Genomic DNA, 2140 nt, shown 5'->3' on the forward strand with positions numbered 1-2140 from the left:
TTCCTGGCATCATTAATGATGTACGTGATCACTCCGAATATTGCGTGTGAAGAATTGTAGCCATCACCTTCTTCTGGCAGAGCTTCCGCTCCCCGGATTAATCAGATGTGGTTGAGGATGTGTTCGGTAACGCTTGCTCCTGAATTCCCCGTCGATCGGGCATATCAGCAGTGAACCATCGCAGGAAAATACATATTAACACTCATTGACATCATTAACTAATTTTGTCAATTTATCAATAGAGAGTGGCTTCGAGTAATACCAGCCTTGGACACAGCACTCAGGGAACATTTCAGTTAAATATTTCACCTGAGTTGAAGTCTCGACACCTTCGAAAACGACTTTGTGAGTTATATCTTTAAAAATCTCCACCAATCCTGATAAGACATTGTTATTTACAGAGAGTTCACCAATAGAATCTGTAATTGACTTATCAATTTTAACCTCATCTATTTGTAAATTTGATAACCAGTTTAAATTTGAATAGCCAGTCCCGAAATCATCAATAGCTATTGATATACCCTTATTATTAAATAAAGAAATTACCTTTTGGAGAGAATTTATTTCCGCACTCTGCCTCTCTGTTAACTCCATCATTATCATACCAGGTTTTATATTTAATTCATCAATCATCTGAAACACTTTGCTTTGAAATGATTCCGATAGAAGGTCTTGAGAACTAACATTAATGCTTATAATAATATTAAATTCCTCAGAAAGAGACATGGTTTCTTTTACTACCCTTCGAAATACAAAATCACTTATTTCATGGATTAAATCATGTTTCTCTGCAATAGGGATAAAAATATCAGGGGGGATGCTACCAATATCATAATCATCCCATCTAATTAGTGCTTCCACACCAATAATCTTTCCGGTTTTTATTTTATAAATAGGTTGATACACAAGATATAATGATTCACTTTTTATGGCATTTTTTAATCTTGAAACTAATGATTGCTTGCGTGCAACTCTTTGGTTATAAAAAACCCCCAGAAGAACACCGGTTACAATAGATGTAAAGGCAATCAATAACATCATTAACCAACTATCGAAACTCATCCACGGAAATTTAACTCCCCCCATGACACAGATATTATTATTTTTATTACAGCTTTGCGTGGTAATAAGTCCTAGTTGGTAGGATTTATCATGCTGAGCCTCTTCAAGAAGATCAACCTGCTCACCAAATTTGAACAAATGAAGCGAATGATCTCTGTCACCTACAATTGCAGAAAACCCCTTCTCTTCATGGTCTGTAACAAATCTATTAAATGCAAATGGTGAAATCGTTATAGCTAATTTTTGATTGCTTAGCAAATCAGCTTTTACATTATTTTCCAGTAACACACCAAAAAACCAAGTTACATTGTCCTTTTCAACTTTTCTATCATAGATATTGAGAAGTAATGGCGCTGGCAACACTCCCCATAAAGCACTACATATGACTGCACCATTTGAAATAAATGATATATCTTTTATAAGAGCATATGGCCATAAGGCCACTCTTAGAGCATGAAGTTGTAGTTCACTACAAGGACTATAAGCATTAAACATTTCATAATTATCATTTATTTTATCAATTTGTTGAATGAGACTAACGCTTCTATTCAAAACTCGTTCTGTATATGATGCAATCTTCTCCTTGTATATATAATACACTGAAATCTCAGATAATGAGAAAAAAATAAAAAATGAAAACGTGATTGATATCACATAAGGCTTGATTTGTTTTAAATTGTGGTTATTCTTCACACCGACCTCTTTATATGCCTGACCCTATGTGACAACATACATTCTACTATCTGTCGTGAAACAAATACATACAGTTGAAACAGATTATCGGTTAAAACAATTATTTCTTTATGTTTTTTATTAGAAAAAAACATTATAAAATAACGTAAAACCATATCCAAGTTAGATTTATGTTTGCATTTTAACCAAATAAGTGGCATTTCATCTTATATTTATATATCTAATGTAAAAGATGTAATTCTAAGGGACATAAGTGTGAAACTGCCCCCTTTCCCGATACTGGTACTTGGATTAAACCGATGATGGTACTGCCGGTGATCAACACAGACGCCAGCAAGCATGAGAAAGAACAGATAAGCCCTACTGTTCAGGAAATGTTTGAAGA

1 protein-coding gene and 2 pseudogenes are annotated in these 2140 nt (G+C 34.1%); 1 reads left to right on the forward strand and 2 read right to left on the reverse strand.

The features are described from left to right. Together FDW95_RS08155 and FDW95_RS08160 are read right to left on the reverse strand one after the other, a co-directional pair. A pseudogene (locus tag FDW95_RS08155) lies at window positions 1-192 on the reverse strand (LexA family transcriptional regulator); the annotation flags it as partial. 3 nt (window positions 193-195) lie between these two features. Beyond that, window positions 196-1755 carry an EAL domain-containing protein gene (locus FDW95_RS08160; protein ID WP_115258722.1) on the reverse strand — a complete coding sequence of 520 codons (1560 nt, stop codon included), beginning with the start codon at window positions 1753-1755 and terminating at the stop codon, window positions 196-198. Window positions 1756-1929: 174 nt separating this feature from the next. Between FDW95_RS08160 and FDW95_RS23625 the strand changes: the two are divergent. Further along, window positions 1930-2140, forward strand: a pseudogene (locus tag FDW95_RS23625) (DinI-like family protein); the annotation flags it as partial.

This window comes from Citrobacter sp. wls718 (assembly GCF_005280945.1).
Classification (GTDB): domain Bacteria; phylum Pseudomonadota; class Gammaproteobacteria; order Enterobacterales; family Enterobacteriaceae; genus Citrobacter; species Citrobacter gillenii.